The following is a 15,976-nucleotide window of genomic DNA, read 5'->3' on the forward strand; positions in this document are numbered from 1 at the left end:
ATCCTCCTATAAACTGCCATAGTAAGCAGTGTCGAGCCCTATCTTTGCGGCATAATCTAACGCCACATCAATGAGCTTGGTCATTTCTTTAGTGTTGAATGTACTTGATTCGGGATACAGTCGGTAAATCAAATAGCCTTCCTGCTGTGCAGGACGCAAGACTTTGACTGCGCGCAGTCCCTGGACCTTACGAAACTCCTCTTCTGCTTCCGCCGGTGCCACCAAATCAGTATGCTTGGCATCTGCCAGCTCCAGCAAAGCACAGTATGTATCCCAGTCATTTGCAAGGTGCCCATCCTCTTGCTCTGCTATATCGTGGATGATTTTCCACAGCAACGCATTTTGGTCATTTGACCGTTTGCTCCGTGGCTTTGATATCTCCAAGGCATACGGCTGCGTTTCAAGGCTTTTACAAGCTGATATCCAGTTGTAAGAGTGTTTGTCTACCTTAAAGGCAATCTCCATGTCACCGTCCTCTGTGAGGCTACGGCGCTGGAATGTAGCTATGATTCTTTGCTTTGCCATAATTACTCCAAATAATTGCGATGGAATACCATCATAAATGCATCATGACCATACAGTGCCTCAAAGCGCCGTTGGCATTCTTGTTTAAGTTGCAGGTCCAGTGCTTTATCAAAATGTACTCCGTGGTCTGACATGTTGTGATATTTTGCTGTCAGCCATACCCAGCAACCCCACTTTTCGGACTTTTGGCGGTTTGCCGTGCCGCAAAAAATATGATGTTTGTGCAGCTCCAGAGTAGAATGCGTTATATAGCACTCTTTCTGGTCCTGCATGATTGATTTAGCCATTTTTCGATTCCTTCTTTTTGCTCTTGTTTATGGCAATTTGTTGATAAATGTTTTCCAGTACACGCAGTTCCGGTATAGTCAATTTATCTATATCTGTGGTCGGGACTCTTTTTAAGCTCATTACGTAATTAACAATCACAGGATCAAACACATCGGTTTTAAAATCCTTTTTCAGTATCGCAATTTGTTTATTGACAGCATTAACGACTTTTTTTCGTTCCTCTTGGTCTTCTGCTATTTCGGTTTCTTCCTCCGTGATTTGCTCTGGCAGGTCTTCACCAGAATAGATATAAAGTCCCAAGCCAAACATGCTTATATTTTTTACAAGGCATCGCATGATAGCTTTGTTAATATCAAACATAGTTGCAGGCTGTACCGTTCTTTTGGTTGGTACTTTTTTATGCTGCGCATTATCCCATGCCATGACTGTATATTGATATGCGACATTCTTCATCGCTTTGTTTGCGCCATCCATTACAGGCAACCACATTTCGCGTGTCTGCCCTTCTATGGTTACAGTTGTAAAAACCATGTATCCGGTGTTTTCATCGTAGAGATACGGCTTTCTTAATTCTCCGAATTTCTCAATGGTATATGATGCACTGGGATATCTTTTTTGTAGTTCTGTCCACGCCCATGACCAAGATAAATAAGATAACCCATTCTTTTCTTCCTTGTGCCCGTTTACATCAATACTGTTCAATTCCTCAAAGACCGATTTAACTTTTTCTGTCATTCTGGTCACCTCACTGCTCAGCTGTTTCAGCGTCACACTGGTTATCACAGCACTCTGCATGTTTGCTCCTGTAATAAGGGCACCACTTATTTACGTTGCAGTAGTTGTCGCAGCGGTTGTCTGCACCCTCACGTTTCACAATACTGTGTTTATCATCCAACATCATATTGTCAAAATAAGCTCTTGCATCCCCTTCTGTTTTAAACAGCTTAACAGCTGATTTCCTGCCCTTTTTCATGATTGCGTATGTATCATCCTTATGCCAACGTTCCTCCGGCGTGCAGCTCGGCAAATCTGCATCGTCCATTTGCTCGCAGTCGCTTAAATCTTCAAATCGCTGCTTTATCCATTCTTCAATTTCCGCAAATTCCGTATCTGTGAAATCCCACCCAATGCGATATACAGGATGCTGTGGATAGTTACCACCTTGCAAAGCCTTAGTTTTGCTCTGGTCTTTGAGCATGGCCACAATCTCACCACGGCGCGCATCAAAGCCAATCTGTCGCAACATCCAACAATAAATCAGTGTTTGCTTACGATAATCGGCCCAATCATTAAACAGTACCTTGTTAACTGATGCCGTCTTGTAATCGGTAACTGTTCCTGTCTTATCATCGTAGAGGTCAAATATTCCACTCAACTTGTAACCGTTAGCCAGGTCTATGACCAGCTTATTTTCTTTCAACTGATTTTTGGTTTCCTGCGCCTGCTCCAGGATGCTATGTACAGCAGTACCAAATATCATCCATATCATTTCTGATACATCCTGCTCGATTTCATCATCATGACGGCGTTCCAGTATGACCTGCCCCGGTCCTTTTAACAACGCTGTAACACTATACTGCTTTGGTTTGTATGTATGTTCACGCATAACTGCCGCTACGATCGGTTCCGGCAGGTTAAGCTTGTTTGTTATTATCATTCTTTTCCTCCTCAAACGGGTCAATTTTCCCATTTATGATATTTGTAATTTCTACCATTTTTCTAGCAATTGCCAAGTCTGTATCACGAGCTTTAAAACGATAAGATCGGTGTTTGATAATTTTAGATTTATCGGTATCCCACATATAGATTGCAAAATCTAAACACTCCAAGTATCCATTACCGATATACGCTTCGTAGCTTATACTATTGCTTAATTTATTTTTGACAACGATTGTTGCAAGCTGTACAGCTGCCGCCTGTAATCTCTCATCCATCAAAACACCTCCTCAGTAGATCTGATATATCTCTCCACTGCTGTTTCCTTTCTTTCTTCTTCCTCGGCTTCCGCCTGCAGGTCTGCCAGCTCCTCAGCTGACGGTGCCCACTCTTCGTCGTAGTGTTCTGGATCCATGTGGTTATCAATGGTTTTCATAATGATTCTCCAGCAAAACAACCGGGTCACATATAACTCCCATGCACAGCGTGTTGTACATACTGATAACCAGATATATAGTTAATACTGCATGACCGATTACTATGTATTCCCACATGATGCTCCATCCTGTTGATTTACTGCCAATATTTCTTCCAGCAAATTCTGTGGACATGTATATGCTTCCAATACCGCTTTCACATTCGGCATGTATTTACGTTTGATAGCTTTGTACTTTCGCACACCGAATTTGTGTTTCACCTCATGCCATATATCCTGGTACACTCTCGCTCTTAGTGATTTGTCGCTATAGGCATTTGATTTTTTACCGCCCAATAGCTTTAAGGCGATTGCATTTACCTCTGATACTATTTCTTCTGGCTCATCACCCACTAAAGGTAAGTCCTGAAAACGATTATCCACGTCTTCTTTCAAGTTTGTTACACGCATATCTGTATTCCTTTGAGCATCAAACATAAGTCGCAATGCTTCCATAGGATTTTGAGGCACTCTGTAGCCGCCTGTGTGATTGATTTGCGGTAACACCTCATCAAATACCCATGATTCAAACTTTTCAGCCTGTGGTAACTTGCTTCGTGCTGTCAATCGGTATACATCACCTTCTGGGATAAATGACATTTCTAATTCTTTTGTTGGATTCTGTGGATGAGGTATACTGTGTTTTACCGTATACCTGCAATGTTGGTTTATAGCATCATTAGGTCTTGCATAACCCAACGCTCTGGCAACGTCGTTGCCGCAATAATAAATCTTTCCTTCGATTTCGGCTGTTCTCAATTCACCGAATTGCGTGCTATTAAATGTTTGTAATTCCATTTTTATTCTCCTTTGAAAAAACCTCCAGTATTATTTCCGATTCATGCTTTACGTTTTCTAAAAGTTCATCATATCGGTGCTGTGGTACTTTGGATGCTGAACGGTATCCCATCTTTAACGCTACTGATGTTCGGATAGCTGTCCACGTAGTATTCCAATTCAAGTCTAATTTTTTCTTATCTATTTCTTCTCTGAAATGCGTTTCCATTTCTTTCATTCGTTCGTCTCTTACTGGTTTAGCATTTGCTAGTGCTGCCTGCACTTTTTCGTCTATCATGTTGTTTAATTCTTCAACAGATAATGTGATAGTATTATTCATAAATTTAAACTCCTTTCTGACAATTATGTGATATGATTATGTGTAATAAAGAAAGGGTGGTTTTGTGAAATTGATTGTTCAAGTAAATGTATATATTCAATCTTTGGTATCTAAAGTTTTTAACTGATCTATCCGTTCTTTTCTCCAACTTTTTATAAGTACTAAAGCGATATTGTCTAATAACATCCACCAAAATAGTAATTCTTTGATTTCTTCCATCAAATCACTCCCTTGCTTTTCGCATATGTATCCCTTATAATAAAGATGAATCTTTTTATAAGGGTTCTACGTTTAGATGCTCGTTCAGTTTGCCGACCGTGGAGCATCTTTTTTAATACTCTTTTTCTCATAGAGTAGTCCTTTCCTGCTTGCGTTTCTTTCGAGGATCAAATACATCCTCGCTGTAATATGTTTCATACCACGAGAGAGGTATTCTGCGTTCGTCGTAAAGTTCAACTTTACCAAATTCCTCTTCAAATTTCATTCGGCACTTCTGCTTGATATCGCATGCCTTAGCGTAACCGATATGATTCTCTGGATTACGTTCGTTGTGAATACGCTGAATGTCTTTAGCCGTCACATATCTTGCAATAGGCATAGTTTTCCTCCTTTCTAACGTGCATTGCCGTGTGTAGGCGTTCGGCAATTTGCGGCTTCCCGTCTGATTTGACCGCTTAAAAGCATGGCGATATCAAATTCCGAATAGTCATATCCGTTGTCCTGCAAAAATTTAATCAACTTGCATACTCGTTCGTTGCCATTCTGCTTGACAATTTCAAGGTATTCATTTGCTGTCATTTAATCACCTCCTAGCCTGCCATCATCAGTACAGGGAGGCTAACCCCTGTAGACCTTTAAATAGGTTTCGGCTTATGTTATAATTTTCTTTAGAAAGAAGGTAGTTTATGGATGTAATAAAAGATACAATAAATGCGGCTAATACAAAGCAGCATAAAGAAATAAGATATAAACTCCAGCCTATTTGTCCCAGGTGCAATACAGCTAGTAGAGGTGAAATTGTTTCCGCTTTTTATTCGGTTTCGACGAGATATAACAACAAGGCATATTTACTATATTTTTGCCCTGCATGTGATACATGTTATATGGTTGTTTATAGTTTAAACAGAACTTCAAGTGATGCTGATACAATTACTGATATTTTTCCTCTACCGAAAGCAGCAGCGGATAAATTTCCATCAGAAATCGAAGCGATATCAACCACATTTATTGATATATATCATCAAGCTCTAGAAGCTGAAAAATTAAAGCTCAATCATCTGTGTGGTATTGGTTATCGAAAAGCAGTAGAATTTTTAATCAAAGATTACTGCTGTTACAAGAATTTCGACGACATTGATACAATTAAGAGTAAACCTCTCGGACAGTGCATCAAAGATTACATCGAAAATGAGAAAATCAAAACATTAGCACTTGCTGCCACTTGGATAGGTAATGATGAAACACACTATGTAAGAAAGCACGAAGACTATGATATAGAGCACCTTAAGGCTTTTATCAAGTCAATGATTGCTTACATCGAATACGAAACTGCCTATGAAGAAGCATTAACACTCACTTCATCCAAATAATCTATTTCGTCAAGTTCAAAAAGAAATTTCCCTTCCATATCCCAGTACTGATAAACATATCTTACTGGGTCTTTTTCTGTCCCTTCTCCGCGTAATAGAATTGTTATTATAACTTTTGTTATTTTAACTCCATCCAGTCTTCTGCATTCTCTTCTATCCTTTCTCATATTTGCACCTCCCGCAATATTGACTACGCCATCATGTTATCGTACTTAGTCACATTTGTCAAGTTGTTTTGTTATTTTTATTGACTAAGTACGATTTTAAGTATATTATTATGTCAAGGAGGTGGAAGTATTGAACGACCGTATAAAGTCATTACGTAAAACACTAGGTCTAAGTCAAAGGGAATTTGGTAAGAAAATCGGTATTAGCGATACTGCTGTATCCAAATTAGAAAGTGGTGAACGCAATCCATCAGAGCAAACATTGTTATCAATTTGTCGAGAATTTAACACTGACTATTACTGGCTCACTGAGGGTGCAGACGTCGATATGTTCATGAAAATGCCAAGTACGTTAATGGAAAAATTATCAGAGCGGTATAATCTGAACAAAAAAAGCCAGATGGTTTTGAAAACCTATCTGGAGGCACCGGATGATGAAAAAGAAGCAATCGAAAATTTTCTTACAACGTTGGCAGAAAATCTGCAAAAAGAAGGCAAGGAGTGATTTCCTTGCCTTTTTAATTACTGATTCAATTTTATATGCAACAATTCATAATACAGCTCCCTTAATATACCTATCGACCTAATTTCCCTTACCATTTTTACGATATGCCTTATGTAGTAATCTTCTGTTTCCATGATCTCTGTCCTCCTGTAAATTGGTAATATTTTCTGTAGCTATATTATAGCGCATAACGCTAAAAAATTGTTAATATTGACAGCAACTTCCGCCGATGTCCAATATTTTGGACATACATGTCATTTAAAATCGGACTCAAACAGGTCCGTTATTTTTATATGTAGCGCCTCCGCGATTTTTTCGAGCTGGTGTATCGTAGGTGATGTATTTCCGTTTTCATAGTTATTCAGAGTACTCTTAGTTATCCCTGTTAGCTTTGATAACTCCCGCAAAGATTTTTCTTTTTCCGTACGCCGCTCATATATTAACAGTTTCATGACAGTATATTATATGCAAGTAAGTATTTTGTGATTCGTTATTAAGTGATATAATGTAATAAATAACAGTATGGAGGGAAATGAAAATGGGAATCTATGATATTTACGCAAAAACAAAAAGGAGAGCTCAGAGTGTTGCGGAGTTTACAAGCGAAGTCAAGGAAAAAGGGATTGGGGGTGTCGCAAAGGATATAGCATCAAATACAAAAGAAAGTATAAACGAATCTATTGAAATCAAAAAGGAAAACGCTGAATTAGCTCGACAGAAACGAGAAGACTTTAAGGAAAAGCAAGCTGCCTATAAATCTATTTTTCGCTCTACACAGAAAATGGGTGACATCGAAATAGACGAAGTCAACAAGCTTTTAAAGATCAATAACGCTAGCTCTAATATTAAGAAAAATGGTAAGATGAAAATCTTAAGTAAGAGCGTTCTTGCAATGTATACGCTAGGCGCATCGCTTGCTATTGAAATGGCCTTAAAGCCTGGGGATGTGATTTTTAGCTATGATGAAATACAAGACTACGATCTGCTCGAAAATAATATATCGGTGGAAAGCGGAGGCCTTGGAATGGCTGTCGTTGGGGGTGTTGCTGCAGGTCCTACAGGTGGTATTATTGGAGGACTAACAGCTAAGCGCAAGACCAGTAAATCTATTGACATGCTTGCTTTACAAATTACAACTACTAATTTTTGTTTTCCTAGTATCATAATTTCATATATAAAAAGTGAAACAAAATCAAGGAGCTCTAAGTACACAAAAGCGTTGAGCCATGCTAGAAATACAATTGCGTGCCTGAATCTGATATTTGCTCAGTGTGAAAATTCAGGCTTACAATCTGAAAATCAAACAGAGGATATCAGTGATCCATATGAAGATATAAAAAAAGCGAAAGAGCTTTATGATTTGGGTATAATCACTAAAGATGAGTTTGAAGAAAAGAAAAAACAATTATTAGGGTTATAGCTAAAAAACCGCTGATCTTAGCGGTTTTTTATATACCTAGAAGCTGTTTCTTTTTTGCAGTAAACTCCTCATTCGTTATGATTCCTATATCAAGCAATTCTTTTAGCTCCTTAAGTTCATCGTATTTACTTGTTTTAGGCTGTACTGGCATTGTTTCGTCCTTGCTAGTGTCTTTATTCATAAATTCAATAATCTTTCTGTCAGCGTCTTTAAATAGGTGTGCATATGTTTTTCTGATGGTTTCGACGGTATCTCCTAATCTTTGTGCTATCTCATAATCAGAATACTGGTCAGCTTTATTGTTGATCAAGTACGACACATGAGAATGGCGAAAATCATGCACACGTATAAGGCACAGTGGATTTCCGTCTGCATTTGCAGACTCCACTCCACGAATAAGATTTTTACGGATTGTTTCGGCCGGAAGCGGTCTGTCGAAACCAAATACAAAGCAATCCACGTTATATCCATAAAGCCTTTCACAATACGTTTTCTGTTCTATCATAGCAGTTTTTACAATATCAGGCATAATTATAGTACGCATGCTGTTTTGTGTCTTAGGACTTGTAATTTCCCACGCTTTACCCTTTATTTTGTTTGTTACTGTTTTATAAATTCTAATTGTGTTTTTATCAAAATCTATATCCTTCCATTGTAATGCCTGAGCTTCTCCTTTTCGTGTTCCCATATAATACAAAAAGATATAAAATCGTTTCATTTCTGGATTTTTAACATAGCGTATAAATGTTTCAAATTCGGATGGTTCCCAAAACAGCATTTCTTTTTTTACTTCGTCTTTAAATGCCGATCTGCGTACTTTTGTCATAGGATTTATGGCGATATAATCCTCATCAACAGCATACTTAAATATTTTATTTATGGTGTAGTAATACTTCGATACATACGACTTACTGTACTTTTCTTCCAATTCTTTTATAAATTTTTGCAGGTACTCTTTATTGAATAGATTTATTTTCTTTTTTCCGAATACTTTATTGCATTTATCTATAATATCCTGATCTGTCCGGATGGTCACAGCTTTAACATTTACAGCTTGTGCCAGATATTCTTCTGCCAGTTCAGCGAATGTTTTATTGTATTTTGCAACTTGGATTGCTTGCCATCGTTTAACAAACTCCGTTTCGTATTCTCGCGCTTCATTAACGTATTTGCATCCACGAGCAAGTTTTGTATATTGATAATACGTACCATCCTCTCTTTGTATCCTACCTTTAATGTACCATTTACCATCGCGTTTAATCGTTGCCACACTATCACCTCTGTACCCAATATATCCCAATAATGCTAAAAAATCAACGATTTTTGTGGTACAGCGTGTGGTACAGAAATATTTTTAACAAAAAAGTATCAAAAAAGCCTTTAAACAAAGGCTTTATTTTTATATTGGTGGAGGCGAGGAGAGTCGAACTCCTGTCCAGAAACAGCCCCACGTACAGACCTCTACAGTTTAGTCCATGAAGATTAAGACATCAGCAGGTCATGAACATCCGCTGATGAATGTGCCTGAAGAATTTTCGTGAATCTGATCTCAGGCAAACCAGATTCCTTATCCCTTGCGTCTTACGCGCACATCCACATGGTCAAGGAAGAAGCATGCAGAGGCGGCTGCGAACCTATATCGGTTATTAAGCAGCGAAAGCCATTCTCTGGTTTCCACCAAAGAGGTTAGCTAATTTAGTTTTTCCGTTTAAATTTAATTGGTTATTACGTAACCACTCGACTGCAGTCTGTACCAGACATATCCCTGTCGAAACCAGTACACCCCCGGTTTTCAGGCATTGATAGTTTACCACAAAATACCGCAAACTACAATGCCGTTTGCTTTTTTGGCGAATTTTCCAGTCTAATACTGATTCTTCATCGCCTTTTCTATCTCGCGCTTGGCATCTTTTTCCTTTTGAACATTACGCTTATCATGCAGATCCTTCCCTTTTGCCAGAGCAATCTCCATTTTTGCCATTCCTTTTTCCAGATATACAGAAATCGGAATCACTGTGTAGCCCTTCAGCTTTACCTTCTGCTGCAGCTTACGGATCTCTTCCTTATGCAGGAGCAGCTTTCGTATTCTGGTTTCATCATGATTGAACCGGTTGCCAAACTCATACCCCAGAATATGCATTTCCTTTACATACGCTTCATCATTGGTAAAGCTGATATACGCATCCCGAATCTGGACATGACCCTGGCGAATGGATTTGATCTCCGTTCCCTGCAAAACCAGTCCGGCTTCAAAGCGTTCCTCCAGAAAATATTCATGAGAGGCCTTGCGATTAAATACAACAATTTTTCTTCCTGCCATGCCTGTGTTCCTTTCTAATATACGATCTTCACTTTATCATTCATAACCCTGTTCACAAGATTTATGTAATACTCCCTTGTATTCTCCTGATGATACTGCGTCGTCAGTGTATGACGTGCAGCAAGTTCATTTGTATAATCCTTCAGAGTATATGTACGAAAGAATGAGAAATTCCCTTCTATATGAGTAACGGTTGGAAGAAACTCCACATTTTTAAAGCTCACTTCACCATTCGTTATATTATAGGACAGGGTCCAGCTTGCCATGCCTCCCAGCATATTCTCATGATCATCCTGTGCAGACAGGAAATTGCCAAGTGAATAGATGACAAGAGTCTGATTCCCGTCTTTTCCTGTCACATAATCCATCGGCTGTATGACATGCGGATGCTCACCGATAATGACATCCACACCCAGATCACTCAGGAACTGTGCAAGCTCTTTCTGTTCCTCATTCGGCTCAAAGGAATACTCCGTTCCCCAATGCATACTAACGATTTGGACATCGCTGACCTTCTTCAGCTTTTCCACATCATTTTTTATTTTATCCTTATCAATCAAATCAACCATGTACTCTTTACCTTTTGGAAGAACATAGCCATTCAACCCATAGGTATATCCAAGTATTCCAAACTTCACACCCTCACGGGTGATAACCTGCAGCTGCTCACTTTCCTCTCTTGTTGCATGACTTCCCGTCACCCTGATATCCGGATGATGTTCCTTCATGTAAGCAAGCTGATTCAAGATACCCTGTACACCGGCATCCAGTGTATGATTACTGGAAGCCGCCATCCAGTCAAAGCCTGCATCCGCAACCGCATCCAGCACCTCGTAAGGCCCGTTAAAGGATGGATAATGGCTCAATCCCAGCTCCGTACCGCCGCAAATCGTCTCCTGATTGATATAGGCGATATCCGCCTTGCGTGTATAGCGGTTTGTATGCTCATAAATATCCTTAAAATCATAGGTGCCATCCCCCTTGGCATTGTAATAGAAAATTGCACCATGAATCAGATTATCCCCTACCGCAACAAAGGATACATCGCGGATATCATCTTTTTCCTCTGTTTTTACAACGGGGTCCGCAGCCTTTTCCTGCTTCGTTTCCTTCGTACCGCTTTTCCCCGAACAGCCTGTCACAAGCAGCACACACCCCAAAACTATCCATAATTTCTTCATACTCTTTCCCTCAATACCCTATCGGGATGCCTTCTTACGCTGCCGCTTTTTCTTCTCTACAACCTCAAAGTCAACCTCACGTTTGAAACGATCCGCTCCACTGCACTTTACACGAACCTTCTGCCCCATTTTATACACCTTAGCCGTATGCTCGCCAATCAGTGATTTCGTCATTTCATCATAATGATAATAATCATCCGTAAGGGCTGTCACATGCACAAGACCCTCTACCGTATTCTCCAGCTCTACAAACATTCCGAATTTGGTAATACCGCTGACAACACCGTCAAACATATGCCCGACAAAGCGCTCCATATACTGCGCCTTTTTCATATCGTCTACTTCCCGCTCCGCATCCACTGCATTGCGTTCCCGCTCACTTGCCTGATTAGCGGCAGCCTCACACCACAGCTCATCCTGCTTCATGCGCTCGACATCATCACTGGATGTAAAGATATAACGCCGAAGCATTCGGTGAACTACCAGATCCGGATAACGCCGAATCGGCGAAGTAAAATGCAGATAATTTTTCAATGCCAGACCGAAATGCCCGATACAGCGGTTATCGTAGCGTGCCTTCTGCATAGCCCGCAGCATAAAGCTCGATAACACAAAATAATTCTCCTGTCCTCTGGCCTCATTCAGAAGACTCTGCAGCTGTGCGGGGTAAACATTTTGTATACCGCCCTGAAAATTATAGCCGAGTGACTTTGCAGTAGTAGCAAAATCACGCATTTTCTTAGGCTCCGGAGCTTCATGGATTCGATACATGGAAGGGACCTCCATCCATTTCATGTGCATGGCGACACATTCATTTGCGGCAATCATAAAATCTTCAATGATCCGCTCACTCTCTCCGCGCTCCCGCAACACGATATCTGTCGGATTCCCCTTTTCATCAACGAGAATCTTTGCTTCTCTCGTATCAAAATCTATCGCTCCCAGACGCTCTCTTCGCCGTCGGATGATACCGGAAAGCACCTTCATGTTGAGACACAAGTTCAACAGGTGCGGATATTCCTTCTGTGACTGCGCATCACCCGCAAGAATCGCATTCACCTTTTTATATGTCATTCGCTCATCACTGCATATAATGGAAGGATATATCTTATAATTGTCGATTTCACCCTTCTTATCGATATCCATACAGCATGTCAGCGTAAGCCGATCCACTCTTGGATTCAGGGAACAGATTCCATTGCATAGGGCGTGGGGAAGCATCGGTACCACACGGTCAACGACATAGACCGAGGTACCTCTGGCATAGGCCTCCTGATCAATGGCACTTCCCGCCCTCACATAATGGGAAACATCCGCTATATGAACATACAGCCGGTATCCTTTATTGTTCTCCAGCTTTTCCACAGATATGGCATCATCCAGATCCTTGGCATCCTCTCCATCTATCGTAATGGTCAGCAGCTTTCGCAAATCCTTGCGCTGTGCAATATCATCCTCTTGGATGGTTTCCGGTATCTGCTGTACCTCCTGCATGACATCCTCAGGAAACTGCGGATTGATATCCTTTTCCAGTAAAACTGATAAAATATCAATACCCGGATCATATTTATAACCGATTTCCTTCTCAATATGGCACTTCAGTACAGTCCCATAGCTGTCAATTCCTAGCAGAACCTTGGAATCATTCACAAGACGGAAATCATCGAAGTTTGTTATTCTAACCTTGCGGTAATTCAAAAATGCATCCGACAGGAAATATTTTCTGCCCTCTTTGATTTTCACGGTTCCCACCAGCTGTCTGACACTGTGCTCCAGAACCTCAATCACTTCTCCCTCAACACTTTTATCATTGTTTGTCCATGTCTTCGCAAAAACAATATCCCGATCCATACCGAGACCCAGGTGATCCCGACCTATATAATAGCTGGTATCCGCTGTTTCCACAAAGCCGAAGCCTTTCGGATTGATGCGTAGTGTACCTGTAACATACCCCAGCTCTTCACTTGTGAAATAACGCTCCTTGGCGTCTCTTGCGAGTATATGCTCTGCTTCCAGATCATTTAACAGCTTCATCAGCTGTGTGAAGGATGCACTGTCTTCCATATCCAGGGCTCTTGAAAGCTGTGCCGCATGCATACCTCGATAACCGTTTCCATGAATCAGCGCCAGCAGTTCTTCTTTTTTATTCATAGCTCATCAGCCCTCCTTTTTTCCTATAACAATATTATACCATTAAAAAAAGACCTTAGACGGTCTTTCTTACTTACTTAACAATACGAATGATTATAACAAGAGCGAAAAACACAATTCCTGTCACCAGAGTGACATTGGACATGACTTTTTCAGAGCCACGTTCCTTAACGTTTGCGAACAGATTCAGTCCTTCACTTCCACCGAAGGCGCTTCCCAACCCGTCAGATTTTCCGCTTTGCAATAAGGAGAGTATTATTAAAACGACCGCTGCAATCATCAGTAAGGTGTCTAAAATGCCCATAATAATCCTCCTTTCTCAATACGTTCTTAATCATTATAACAAACACACGGATAAAAAACAATTTATTTTTTGTAAAAGGACGAGATTCTCCTGTGTTCAAGGCATAATGGATGTATCTTGTATGCTGTACATAAGACTTATGCTGTCAGATGCTCCCTCCTCGATCTGAACACGCTCCAGCTTCTGCCCCACAGACAGGACGAAAAACAGCTGCTTAACGCTCTCACTATATGATATAGGGAACACTGACAACGGAAACATTGCGCAATTTGCTCAGCTGCAGCTTTAGCTGCATGGAGGTTTGATTGTGCAGAGCATGAAAACGTTTTTTCTTCATAACGAATTGCGGTAGAATCACCGTTACACTTTCCTTCTTTTTCAAATCGTTCTGCGCTTCCTCGACATGATGCAATATCATTTCATTCACATTCCGGTATGGAGCATCCTCGACGATCAGCGGAATATCGAGCCGCATTTGCTGATACAGCTCCTGCAGCTTTTCAGTCGCCTCCGCATTCGTATTTACGTGATAGAATTCCATTTCCCTCACCTGCAGGGAGCATGCATAATGATAAGCCTTCAGAAAGCTGCGGTTGATGGAATCAACAGGCAGTATGACGCTTCCATGGATCTGCAGATCATACGGCTGCAATTCCTCGGCAGAACGGATTTTCAGGCTCTCCTTGACATAGTGGTAATGCCGGTGTATCCGCTCCATGATATATACAAGAACCGGAATGCAGATCAACACGATCCATGCACCGTGCAGAAATTTACTTGCTGCGATGATCACACAGGTAATTCCGGTGATCACCATACCGGCTCCGTTGATGAATGCCTTATGCTTCCACTTATCTTCCTTTCTTTTCACCCATCGTACAAACATTCCCGCCTGTGATAATGTAAAAGACAGAAATACACCGACTGCATACAGCGGCATCAAAAGATGGGAGGACGCATGAAAATAGATCACGAGTGCGGCAGAGAGGAAAAACAGCAACAGAATTCCATTGGAGAAGCTTAAACGGCTCCCCCTTGACATAAACTGTCTTGGCACGAATCCATCCCTTGCCAGAATGGACAACAGTAATGGTAAATCAGCAAAGGCTGTGTTTGCAGCCATTGTAAGAATAACTGCGGTCGTTACCTGCACCAGATAAAACAGCAGAGTCCCGTTTCCGAAAACAGCCTCCGCTATCATGGCAATCACCGTCACATTCGCATTTGGTATAATATGATATAGGGAAGCAAGTGCAGAGATTCCAAGGAAAATCACAAAGACCAGCCCTGCCAGAAGGTACAGCACACGCTTGGCATTTTTCTGCGCCGGTTCACGGAAATTAGGAATTCCGTCGCTTACTGCCTCTACGCCGGTCAGTGCCGTACAGCCGCTGGAAAAAGCCTTTAGAAACAGCAGCAGACCTGCATTCTCCACAAACTGCGGCATAGCTGCGGAAACAGCCGGAGTTTCATGGAATATCAGCACCTTTACAAAGCCTGTGACAATTAACAGTAAAATCGTGATAATAAACAGATAGGTCGGAATACCAAACAGAACACTGCTGTCCTTCATTCCCCGCAGATTGCCAATCGTAAGCAGGCTGATAATTATCAGCGCGATGCCCGTACGCATAGAAAGCAGCTGTGGGAATGCGGAGGTGATTGCTGCTGTTCCTGCACAGACACTGACCGCCACTGTCAGCACATAGTCAATTGCCAGAGAAGCCGCCGCAATCAATCCGAATACCTTTCCCAGATTATCACTGGCAACGATATAGGAACCTCCTCCCTGCGGATAACAATTGATGGTCTGCCGATAGGAAAATACCAAAATAAAAAGAAGAAATACAATTGCAAAGCCTACCTTCATCAACAGTCCGTAGGATGCCATTCCCAATACAGGAATCAATACCATCAGAATTTCCTCACAGGCATAGGAAACGGATGAAATCGCATCACTTGAAAGGACAGGAAGTCCCCATATCACACTGAACTTCTCATGATCCAGTGCATCACTACGCAGCGATTGTCCCAGCACAAGATGCTTTATTTTTTTTAACATAGCTACTCCCTCGATTTCTATGAAGCATGCAGAAAATATCTGCTGACACTATTTTATGCTTCCAGCGAAAATAGTCAATTCATACACAGGTTTATTTAGATAAACTTTATATACGATATAGTTTCGCAAAGTATGATAGAAATTCATTAGAGAAATGCTAGAAATCCTTATCATATGAAAAGGCCCTGATGGACTGATCAAGCTCGAACAGACAAT

Annotated in this window: 23 protein-coding genes and 2 other RNA genes; 3 read left to right on the top strand and 22 right to left on the bottom strand. The window is 40.9% G+C overall.

Translation table 11 applies throughout. From position 1 onward, the window contains the following. Positions 1-6: 6 nt before the first annotated feature. The 13 genes from ACG3M1_RS20020 to ACG3M1_RS20080 all read right to left on the bottom strand — a co-directional run bounded on the left by ACG3M1_RS20020 (position 7) and on the right by ACG3M1_RS20080 (position 4,932). Positions 7-525 carry a hypothetical protein gene (locus tag ACG3M1_RS20020; RefSeq protein WP_395814517.1) on the bottom strand — a complete coding sequence of 173 codons (519 nt, stop codon included), beginning with the start codon at positions 523-525 and terminating at the stop codon, positions 7-9. 2 nt (positions 526-527) lie between these two features. Next, positions 528-812, bottom strand: coding sequence for a hypothetical protein (locus tag ACG3M1_RS20025; protein WP_257269971.1), 285 nt, complete (start codon positions 810-812; stop codon positions 528-530). Continuing rightward, positions 805-1,548 (bottom strand): DUF1071 domain-containing protein, encoded by a 744-nt coding sequence (locus ACG3M1_RS20030; protein WP_257269972.1) that lies wholly within the window; start codon positions 1,546-1,548, stop codon positions 805-807. Before ACG3M1_RS20030 ends, ACG3M1_RS20025 begins: the two co-directional genes overlap by 8 nt. Before the next feature lie 10 nt (positions 1,549-1,558). After that, positions 1,559-2,470 carry a PD-(D/E)XK nuclease family protein gene (locus ACG3M1_RS20035; protein WP_257269973.1) on the bottom strand — a complete coding sequence of 304 codons (912 nt, stop codon included), beginning with the start codon at positions 2,468-2,470 and terminating at the stop codon, positions 1,559-1,561. Further along, complete coding sequence (locus ACG3M1_RS20040; RefSeq protein WP_257269975.1) at positions 2,448-2,747, bottom strand: hypothetical protein; 300 nt, start codon at positions 2,745-2,747, stop codon at positions 2,448-2,450. The genes ACG3M1_RS20035 and ACG3M1_RS20040 overlap by 23 nt, the downstream gene beginning before the upstream one ends. Next, entirely contained in the window at positions 2,747-2,905 is a 159-nt protein-coding gene (locus ACG3M1_RS20045) for a hypothetical protein (RefSeq protein WP_257269976.1), read from the bottom strand. Before ACG3M1_RS20045 ends, ACG3M1_RS20040 begins: the two co-directional genes overlap by 1 nt. Next, complete coding sequence (locus tag ACG3M1_RS20050) at positions 2,892-3,023, bottom strand: hypothetical protein (RefSeq protein WP_257269977.1); 132 nt, start codon at positions 3,021-3,023, stop codon at positions 2,892-2,894. The genes ACG3M1_RS20045 and ACG3M1_RS20050 overlap by 14 nt, the downstream gene beginning before the upstream one ends. Continuing rightward, on the bottom strand, positions 3,008-3,742 hold the full coding sequence (locus ACG3M1_RS20055; protein WP_217781066.1) for an ORF6C domain-containing protein: 735 nt from the start codon (positions 3,740-3,742) through the stop codon (positions 3,008-3,010). The genes ACG3M1_RS20050 and ACG3M1_RS20055 overlap by 16 nt, the downstream gene beginning before the upstream one ends. Further along, entirely contained in the window at positions 3,723-4,061 is a 339-nt protein-coding gene (locus ACG3M1_RS20060; protein ID WP_217781065.1) for a hypothetical protein, read from the bottom strand. The genes ACG3M1_RS20055 and ACG3M1_RS20060 overlap by 20 nt, the downstream gene beginning before the upstream one ends. 96 nt (positions 4,062-4,157) lie before the next feature. After that, entirely contained in the window at positions 4,158-4,280 is a 123-nt protein-coding gene (locus tag ACG3M1_RS20065) for a hypothetical protein (protein ID WP_257269980.1), read from the bottom strand. Positions 4,281-4,407: 127 nt separating this feature from the next. Further along, positions 4,408-4,659, bottom strand: a complete 252-nt coding sequence (locus ACG3M1_RS20070; protein ID WP_142419838.1) for a hypothetical protein — start codon at positions 4,657-4,659, stop codon at positions 4,408-4,410. A 14-nt stretch (positions 4,660-4,673) separates the two neighbouring features. Next, positions 4,674-4,859, bottom strand: a complete 186-nt coding sequence (locus tag ACG3M1_RS20075) for a hypothetical protein (RefSeq protein ID WP_142419839.1) — start codon at positions 4,857-4,859, stop codon at positions 4,674-4,676. Positions 4,860-4,869: 10 nt separating this feature from the next. Continuing rightward, an RNA gene (locus ACG3M1_RS20080) (hammerhead ribozyme type II) lies at positions 4,870-4,932 on the bottom strand. A 34-nt stretch (positions 4,933-4,966) separates the two neighbouring features. Between ACG3M1_RS20080 and ACG3M1_RS20085 the strand changes: the two genes are divergently transcribed. Further along, positions 4,967-5,650: a DUF4145 domain-containing protein gene (locus tag ACG3M1_RS20085; RefSeq protein ID WP_142419840.1), complete on the top strand. Its 684-nt coding sequence runs from the start codon at positions 4,967-4,969 to the stop codon at positions 5,648-5,650. Here the strand turns inward: ACG3M1_RS20085 and ACG3M1_RS20090 are convergent. After that, entirely contained in the window at positions 5,614-5,817 is a 204-nt protein-coding gene (locus ACG3M1_RS20090) for a hypothetical protein (RefSeq protein WP_373143821.1), read from the bottom strand. The two genes, ACG3M1_RS20085 and ACG3M1_RS20090, sit on opposite strands and share 37 nt — an antisense overlap. Before the next feature lie 121 nt (positions 5,818-5,938). On the opposite strand from ACG3M1_RS20090, the gene ACG3M1_RS20095 reads away from it, so the two are divergent. Further along, positions 5,939-6,322: a helix-turn-helix domain-containing protein gene (locus ACG3M1_RS20095; protein WP_416328144.1), complete on the top strand. Its 384-nt coding sequence runs from the start codon at positions 5,939-5,941 to the stop codon at positions 6,320-6,322. Between the two features lie 254 nt (positions 6,323-6,576). Here the strand turns inward: ACG3M1_RS20095 and ACG3M1_RS20100 are convergent, their stop codons facing one another. Next, complete coding sequence (locus ACG3M1_RS20100; protein ID WP_373143819.1) at positions 6,577-6,774, bottom strand: helix-turn-helix domain-containing protein; 198 nt, start codon at positions 6,772-6,774, stop codon at positions 6,577-6,579. Between the two features lie 86 nt (positions 6,775-6,860). Here ACG3M1_RS20100 and ACG3M1_RS20105 point away from each other — a divergent pair, with 86 nt between their 5' ends. Then, positions 6,861-7,742: an SHOCT domain-containing protein gene (locus tag ACG3M1_RS20105; RefSeq protein ID WP_373143818.1), complete on the top strand. Its 882-nt coding sequence runs from the start codon at positions 6,861-6,863 to the stop codon at positions 7,740-7,742. Positions 7,743-7,770: 28 nt separating this feature from the next. Here the strand turns inward: ACG3M1_RS20105 and ACG3M1_RS20110 are convergent, their stop codons facing one another. The 7 genes from ACG3M1_RS20110 to ACG3M1_RS20140 all read right to left on the bottom strand — a co-directional run bounded on the left by ACG3M1_RS20110 (position 7,771) and on the right by ACG3M1_RS20140 (position 15,760). After that, positions 7,771-9,012, bottom strand: a complete 1,242-nt coding sequence (locus ACG3M1_RS20110) for a tyrosine-type recombinase/integrase (protein ID WP_395814520.1) — start codon at positions 9,010-9,012, stop codon at positions 7,771-7,773. 135 nt (positions 9,013-9,147) lie between these two features. Further along, positions 9,148-9,529, bottom strand: a transfer-messenger RNA (tmRNA) gene (ssrA, locus tag ACG3M1_RS20115). A 77-nt stretch (positions 9,530-9,606) separates the two neighbouring features. After that, entirely contained in the window at positions 9,607-10,062 is a 456-nt protein-coding gene (gene smpB, locus ACG3M1_RS20120; protein ID WP_002605967.1) for an SsrA-binding protein SmpB, read from the bottom strand. Between the two features lie 14 nt (positions 10,063-10,076). After that, positions 10,077-11,243, bottom strand: a complete 1,167-nt coding sequence (locus ACG3M1_RS20125; RefSeq protein WP_008728198.1) for a CapA family protein — start codon at positions 11,241-11,243, stop codon at positions 10,077-10,079. Between the two features lie 18 nt (positions 11,244-11,261). After that, a complete protein-coding gene (rnr, locus tag ACG3M1_RS20130) occupies positions 11,262-13,394 on the bottom strand; it encodes a ribonuclease R (RefSeq protein ID WP_002605969.1) in 2,133 nt (710 codons plus the stop codon). 73 nt (positions 13,395-13,467) lie between these two features. After that, a complete protein-coding gene (secG, locus tag ACG3M1_RS20135) occupies positions 13,468-13,698 on the bottom strand; it encodes a preprotein translocase subunit SecG (protein ID WP_002605970.1) in 231 nt (76 codons plus the stop codon). A 226-nt stretch (positions 13,699-13,924) separates the two neighbouring features. Next, entirely contained in the window at positions 13,925-15,760 is a 1,836-nt protein-coding gene (locus tag ACG3M1_RS20140) for an APC family permease (protein ID WP_002605971.1), read from the bottom strand. Positions 15,761-15,976 lie beyond the last annotated feature (216 nt).

The sequence above is a fragment of the Clostridium sp. 10cd* genome (assembly GCF_044336395.1).
In the GTDB taxonomy this organism is placed as follows: domain Bacteria; phylum Bacillota_I; class Bacilli_A; order Erysipelotrichales; family Erysipelotrichaceae; genus Clostridium_AQ; species Clostridium_AQ innocuum.

What these genes read in the sequence shown, in the direction of transcription:
- ACG3M1_RS20020 (WP_395814517.1), bottom strand. Translation starts at nt 525, where the DNA reads ATGGCAAAGCAAAGAATCATAGCTACATTCCAGCGCCGTAGCCTCACA.
- ACG3M1_RS20025 (WP_257269971.1), bottom strand. Translation starts at nt 812, where the DNA reads ATGGCTAAATCAATCATGCAGGACCAGAAAGAGTGCTATATAACGCAT.
- ACG3M1_RS20030 (WP_257269972.1), bottom strand. Translation starts at nt 1,548, where the DNA reads ATGACAGAAAAAGTTAAATCGGTCTTTGAGGAATTGAACAGTATTGAT.
- ACG3M1_RS20035 (WP_257269973.1), bottom strand. Translation starts at nt 2,470, where the DNA reads ATGATAATAACAAACAAGCTTAACCTGCCGGAACCGATCGTAGCGGCA.
- ACG3M1_RS20040 (WP_257269975.1), bottom strand. Translation starts at nt 2,747, where the DNA reads ATGGATGAGAGATTACAGGCGGCAGCTGTACAGCTTGCAACAATCGTT.
- ACG3M1_RS20045 (WP_257269976.1), bottom strand. Translation starts at nt 2,905, where the DNA reads ATGAAAACCATTGATAACCACATGGATCCAGAACACTACGACGAAGAG.
- ACG3M1_RS20050 (WP_257269977.1), bottom strand. Translation starts at nt 3,023, where the DNA reads ATGTGGGAATACATAGTAATCGGTCATGCAGTATTAACTATATATCTG.
- ACG3M1_RS20055 (WP_217781066.1), bottom strand. Translation starts at nt 3,742, where the DNA reads ATGGAATTACAAACATTTAATAGCACGCAATTCGGTGAATTGAGAACA.
- ACG3M1_RS20060 (WP_217781065.1), bottom strand. Translation starts at nt 4,061, where the DNA reads ATGAATAATACTATCACATTATCTGTTGAAGAATTAAACAACATGATA.
- ACG3M1_RS20065 (WP_257269980.1), bottom strand. Translation starts at nt 4,280, where the DNA reads ATGGAAGAAATCAAAGAATTACTATTTTGGTGGATGTTATTAGACAAT.
- ACG3M1_RS20070 (WP_142419838.1), bottom strand. Translation starts at nt 4,659, where the DNA reads ATGCCTATTGCAAGATATGTGACGGCTAAAGACATTCAGCGTATTCAC.
- ACG3M1_RS20075 (WP_142419839.1), bottom strand. Translation starts at nt 4,859, where the DNA reads ATGACAGCAAATGAATACCTTGAAATTGTCAAGCAGAATGGCAACGAA.
- ACG3M1_RS20085 (WP_142419840.1), top strand. Translation starts at nt 4,967, where the DNA reads ATGGATGTAATAAAAGATACAATAAATGCGGCTAATACAAAGCAGCAT.
- ACG3M1_RS20090 (WP_373143821.1), bottom strand. Translation starts at nt 5,817, where the DNA reads ATGAGAAAGGATAGAAGAGAATGCAGAAGACTGGATGGAGTTAAAATA.
- ACG3M1_RS20100 (WP_373143819.1), bottom strand. Translation starts at nt 6,774, where the DNA reads ATGAAACTGTTAATATATGAGCGGCGTACGGAAAAAGAAAAATCTTTG.
- ACG3M1_RS20105 (WP_373143818.1), top strand. Translation starts at nt 6,861, where the DNA reads ATGGGAATCTATGATATTTACGCAAAAACAAAAAGGAGAGCTCAGAGT.
- smpB (WP_002605967.1), bottom strand. Translation starts at nt 10,062, where the DNA reads ATGGCAGGAAGAAAAATTGTTGTATTTAATCGCAAGGCCTCTCATGAA.
- ACG3M1_RS20125 (WP_008728198.1), bottom strand. Translation starts at nt 11,243, where the DNA reads ATGAAGAAATTATGGATAGTTTTGGGGTGTGTGCTGCTTGTGACAGGC.
- rnr (WP_002605969.1), bottom strand. Translation starts at nt 13,394, where the DNA reads ATGAATAAAAAAGAAGAACTGCTGGCGCTGATTCATGGAAACGGTTAT.
- secG (WP_002605970.1), bottom strand. Translation starts at nt 13,698, where the DNA reads ATGGGCATTTTAGACACCTTACTGATGATTGCAGCGGTCGTTTTAATA.
- ACG3M1_RS20140 (WP_002605971.1), bottom strand. Translation starts at nt 15,760, where the DNA reads ATGTTAAAAAAAATAAAGCATCTTGTGCTGGGACAATCGCTGCGTAGT.